4 protein-coding genes and 1 pseudogene are annotated in these 5,096 nt (G+C 62.5%); 1 reads left to right on the plus strand and 4 read right to left on the minus strand.

The window, feature by feature from the left end:
- Both Q1J79_RS14065 and Q1J79_RS14070 read right to left on the minus strand, forming a co-directional pair.
- Window positions 1–791: NAD(P)H-binding protein (locus Q1J79_RS14065; protein ID WP_300301472.1), on the minus strand; the 791-nt coding region annotated here is incomplete at its 3' end.
- Between the two features lie 11 nt (window positions 792–802).
- Window positions 803–1,297, minus strand: a complete 495-nt coding sequence (locus tag Q1J79_RS14070; RefSeq protein ID WP_300301474.1) for a PAS domain-containing protein — start codon at window positions 1,295–1,297, stop codon at window positions 803–805.
- A gap of 972 nt (window positions 1,298–2,269) precedes the next feature.
- On the opposite strand from Q1J79_RS14070, the pseudogene Q1J79_RS14075 reads away from it, so the two are divergent.
- A pseudogene (locus tag Q1J79_RS14075) lies at window positions 2,270–3,061 on the plus strand (IS1595 family transposase); the annotation flags it as partial.
- Window positions 3,062–3,735: 674 nt separating this feature from the next.
- Here Q1J79_RS14075 and Q1J79_RS14080 read toward each other — a convergent pair.
- Both Q1J79_RS14080 and Q1J79_RS14085 read right to left on the minus strand, forming a co-directional pair.
- Window positions 3,736–4,185, minus strand: coding sequence for a hypothetical protein (locus Q1J79_RS14080; RefSeq protein WP_300301477.1), 450 nt, complete (start codon window positions 4,183–4,185; stop codon window positions 3,736–3,738).
- Between the two features lie 69 nt (window positions 4,186–4,254).
- On the minus strand, window positions 4,255–5,096 hold an 842-nt coding region (locus Q1J79_RS14085; RefSeq protein ID WP_300301479.1), incomplete at its 5' end, for a GTPase.

Below are 5,096 nucleotides of genomic sequence, written 5' to 3' on the forward strand. Positions count from 1 at the left end.
GCCAGCGCATTGCGGCTGACCGGGCCGCGGCCGAACCACTCCCCCAGCCAGGCCATGGCATCGATCAGCGACGGCGGCAGCGCGAGGGTGAGGCGCGCCGGCGGCAAATCGAGCCATTGCCGCAGTTGCGGCAGCATCTCGCGCAGGCCCAGCGTTTCCGGCCCGGCCGGCTCCAGCGTGACGCGGGTCAGGCTGCTATCGCCGACAAGCTGGCAGACCACGCGCGCCAGGTCATCGGCGTGGATCGGCTGGAACTGCTCTTTGCCATCGCCCGGCAGCAGCAGCAGGCCGGGCAATCCGGCCAGGCCACGCAGCAGCGAGGTGCCGCCGTAACTGCCCTGGTGCCAGACCAGCGAGGGCCGCAGGATCACCCAGTCCAGGTCATCGCGCCGGCGCAGTTCGGCCTCGGCCTGCCATTTGCTGCGCGCGTAATCGGTGCCGGCTTCCCGGTCGGCGCTGATCGCCGAGACATGGATCACGCGCCGGATGCCGGCCAGCGCGCAGGCGGCGAACAGCGCGCGTGGACCTTCGACATGCACGGCGGCGATATCGCGGCCCCGCAGCAGCCCGGCGGCATTCACCACCGCGTCGATGCCGCGCAGGCGCGGCAGCCATACGGCCGGATCGGTATCCGCCGCCAGGTCGCAGGCCAATGTCGCGATGCCGGGAAACCGCCGCCGCGCCTCCTCCGGCCGGCGCACGGCGGCGACGACCTCGTGGCCGGCCCGCAGCAGCGCCGCCGTGACATGCCGGCCGATGAAGCCGGTCGCGCCCAGCACCAGCACGCGCATCACGGCCAATCTCACGGCCTGTCGGGATGATACAGGGTGGCGACCAGCAGCATGTCGGCCGCCTTGCCGTCGCGCGACAGCGGCAGGGCCAGGCCGGTGAAACGCACGTGGTCCATGCCGTCGCGGCCAACATGCTGGCGGATGCTGGCCCAGCGCGGCTGGCGCAGCCGCAGCACCTCGCGCCAGTCGCGGCACATCAGCGCCAGGCCACCCTCCAGCTGGCTCTCGTCGACGCTCAGGCCGGTCAGGTCGCGGCCGAAGAACTGGCGGAAATTGGTGCCGGCCAGGCGGACGCGGTAACGCAGCGGCTCCAGCGTCTCGATATCCAGCAGCAGCAGGTATTTCAGCAGGCGCGGAATCTCGAGTGGATCGATGTCGCGGCGGCGCGGCAGCCCCCAGGGTCCACGCTTGCCCTTCCAGTAATCATGCAGATCATGCAGCGGGCCGGGCGGCAGGACGCCCATGTCCCAGCTGCTGTCGATCACCTCATAGGCGGGACTGGTCACCGATCAGCGTCTGCCATCCGACAGCTCCCCCCAAAAGCTTCCCCGAAAGCTCCTGGCAAATATCTGCCATGGCAGGGGGCTTGGCTATCGGGATGGCGGGGGAAGCATACAAAAAAGTTAATGGGGCGGAGGGGAATGGCGGCTGGGGAAATTCCCGGCGACAGGGTGGTGTGCGGCCCATAAGATCGGATGCGGGGAAAATCTCGGGGGCTGTTTTACTACGATGCTTAAGCGCGATTGGTTGCTCCACGCTGCACTTGGACTCTGCGTAGTCCTAGGTGTCGTTATCGGTTTAGGGATTGCTGATTACGCGGAGCCAGTACCAAGGGTCATCCCATACGGCAATGCTGCTAAAGCAAAGGCAGACTATGAAGCACGCCGTAGCGCCAGCGCGCCAGACGATGCGGTCAGTTGGATTGGGCGTGTCAAACGAGGCAGCGAGCAAGGCACCCCCGAGGAGGGCGGCGATAGCAGCGCCAAGGGCGAAAATTTCCACGCCGCACTAGACCTTGAAGCTCAGTGGGCTGCCGCTGCTGCTGGGGAGCGAGTGGCTCGCCTTGCCGTCTGGCAACTGTTCTTTGGCGCTTTCGGCATCGCCGCTGTTGCGTGGTCCCTCTATTACACTCGCGTATCACTCGCTCTTTCCAGACAAGCGGTGCAGGCCGCTAACCGCACTGCAGACGAAGCCAAGGAATCTTCCGAACGCCAACTGCGGGCATATGTGTCGATAAAAACCCTTGTGCTCAAGAAAGTTGGGGATAGGCGGTATGAAGCTCAAATCAACTACGCCAACAGCGGCCAAACGCCAGCTTACAAGATCAAAATTTGCCACGCTTCCGTAGTGTCGTCGGAACCAGCTTTTGAGCCTTTGGAGCCTGAAAAAACTACCGGGAGTCGAGACCTTGGCCCCGGCACCAACTTCACAACTTTTGTGCCTATTACCTTTGATAGCTCAGCTAAAGAGCTTGCCGTTCTTACAAGAACCGCCGCATTTTTAAGTGCAAGGGCTGTGAAGCCCAGTTCTCGGTCACTACGGCCACCATCTTTGCCAGCCGCAAGCTGGCGATACGCGACCTGCTGGCTGCCATCGCAATCTTTGTGAATGGCGCGAAGGGCATTTCGGCGTTGCAGATGAGCCGCGACCTGAATGTCCAGTACAAGACCGCTTTCGTGCTGACTCACAAGCTGCGCGAGGCGATGGCTGCGGACATTCAGAGCCGCAAGGTTGCCGGCGACGTGGAAATCGACGGCGCTTACTTCGGCGGCTATGTGAAGCCGGAGAACCGCAAGGAAGATCGCAAGGATCGTCGCCTGTCAGAGAACCAGACCGGCAAACGCCGCGTTGTGGTGGTCATGCGTGAGCGCGATGGGCGCACCGTCCCGGCAGTATTCAAGGCCGAAGGCGACGCGCTGGACATGATCCAAAGCCGTGTGGAAGCCGGTAGCACCGTTTATGCCGATGAGGCCCCGCATTGGGATGCCCTGCACGCGCGGTTCGCTACTAAGCGTATCAATCACAGCGTTGCGTTCCGGGATGAGGATGCTTGCACCAATCAGGCCGAAAGCTACTTCTCCCGCCTGCGTCGGGCCGAGATCGGCACGCATCACTGCATCAGCGGCAAGTATCTGGTGTCATACGCCATCGAAATGGCGTGGCGCGAAGATCACCGGCGCCTGCCAAATGGCACCCTGTACCAGCTTGCCACCAAGGCGGCGCTGGACCATCCGGTCAGCCGCCAGTGGAAGGGCTATTGGCAAAGGTAAGAATCTTAGGTTGAGTACCAAGTATGGTATTCACCTTATACGATTCCCCTGATATATAGAGAATCGGTAAGCCCATCGTGGCTACTCCACCCAAAGCGTCCAGAGCCCTGAACGGGCGGGGCGCAAGGGCGCCTCGGGCGGCAGGCCAACCTGCCTAGGAGTAACCGCTATGAGTGCTTACCAGCTTAACCTGTTCGGCCCGGTACACGTCCGGGCATATGAACGCTTCCGCTTCGGTAAGGTCGAGCACGTCCGTGCTCACACCCGCAGCCTGCCTTCATAAAACGAACTGGTAGTTTAGTGCCAGAGTACTGAGTAGGGGCCGCTTCCCTGCGCCACAGGGGGCGGCCTTTTCTATTCAACGCCCCGACTCGGAAAGAGTCGATTCGCTTTCTCAGAAAATCTATAGGACTATAGCACCGTTGCCAAGCGATTTTAGCTTCATGAGCCTTCGTGAAGCTTCCTGTAGCTATCTGAAGCCAAAATGTCGAAATTGCCGCAGATAAAATTTACCGTAGAAGAAGAGGCCGCAGGTTACCTCCGCTGGCTTGCTAAGCACGTTCTTTTCGAAAAAAACGAGCACGATGCCGCGCGGCATCTGGTGATGATGCAAATTCAGAAAAACAGGCGGAAGTACCGCAAGAAAGAACCCACACCGGAAGAATTAAGGTCTCTTATTCCGGCGACTGCTCCGGAAGAGAAATCAGACGCCACTTCCCCGGCCAAGTCCCCCGTTCGTAAACCGCCAGCGGTTTCTTAGCCCGGCTAAAGCTGGAATGGATGGTCTTACCCATCATGGCGACGGATACCGGGTCCGGCTCTTTGCCTGCCCGGATCAGGACCGCTATAGCCAGTTCCTCGGCCGTGTGGGGCTGGCCCGTCTCTCTCAGTATGTCGAGGGCTAGGCGCGTTCCTGTGCCCTTGGGAAGCGCCGCAGGACTCTTGCCAAACGTGGTGACGGCTTTCACTTCCACGTCCATGTCGGGACGGAACATGCGGATTACGGAATCGATCTGCGCCAGTTCCATGCGCAGCCGCATCGCCTGGAATTTATTTGCGCGAATTTCGCCAAGCTTCCGAGCGCGTTTGTCGAGTAAAGCAGAAATCGCGTAAGTATCACCCATGCGGAAATTATAGCGATGGGAGGCGATGAAGTGATGATGATCCTAGGTGCGTTTGCTACCTAATGCCGCTCACTTCCCGATGCAGAAGTCGCGGAAGATCACGTCGAGCAAATCTTCCACGTCGATCTGCCCGGTGATGCGGCCCAGCGCACGTGCCGCCAGCCGCACGTCCTCGGCGGCCAGTTCCGGCGCGGGGTTGTTGCGGCCGTTGCCGGTGAGGAACCGATCCAGCGCGGCGATGCAGTCGGTCAGCGCCGCGCGGTGCCGCGCGCGGGTCAGCGTGGCCGAGCCGCTGATGCCGATGCGCGCCACGACCTCGCGCTCCAGCGCATCGAGCAGCGCGCTCATGCCGGCATTGCTGCGCACCGAGACGGGCAGCACCGGGCGGCTGCTGATCTCATAACCCGCCGGGATGCTGCCGGCGTCGATCTTGTTGGCCACCACCAGGGCATCGCCGTCGATCAGCGCCAGCGTCTCCGGCGGCACGGTCTTTTTCGTCGCGTCCAGCACCACGAGTTTCAAATCGGCGGCCTCGGCGCGGCACAGCGCGCGCGCCACGCCCTCGCTTTCGATGGCATCCATGCTCTCGCGCAGGCCCGCCGTGTCGGCCAGGATCACCGGATAACCGCCCAGGTCGAGATGCACCTCGATCACGTCGCGCGTGGTGCCCGGAATCTCGGAGACGATCGCCGCCTCGCGCCGCGCCAGGGCATTGAGCAAAGACGACTTGCCGACATTCGGCGCGCCCAGGATCGCCACCATCAGGCCATCGCGCAGCCGTTCGCCGCGCCTATTGTCGGCCAGGTGGGCGGCGATCTCGGCGCGCAGGCGGGCAACCTGCGGCATCACTTCGGCGGCCACGCCCTCGGGCAGGTCCTCGTCGGGGAAATCGATATCGGCTTCCAGATGCG

The sequence above is a fragment of the Ferrovibrio sp. genome (assembly GCF_029255545.1).
GTDB lineage: Bacteria > Pseudomonadota > Alphaproteobacteria > Ferrovibrionales > Ferrovibrionaceae > Ferrovibrio.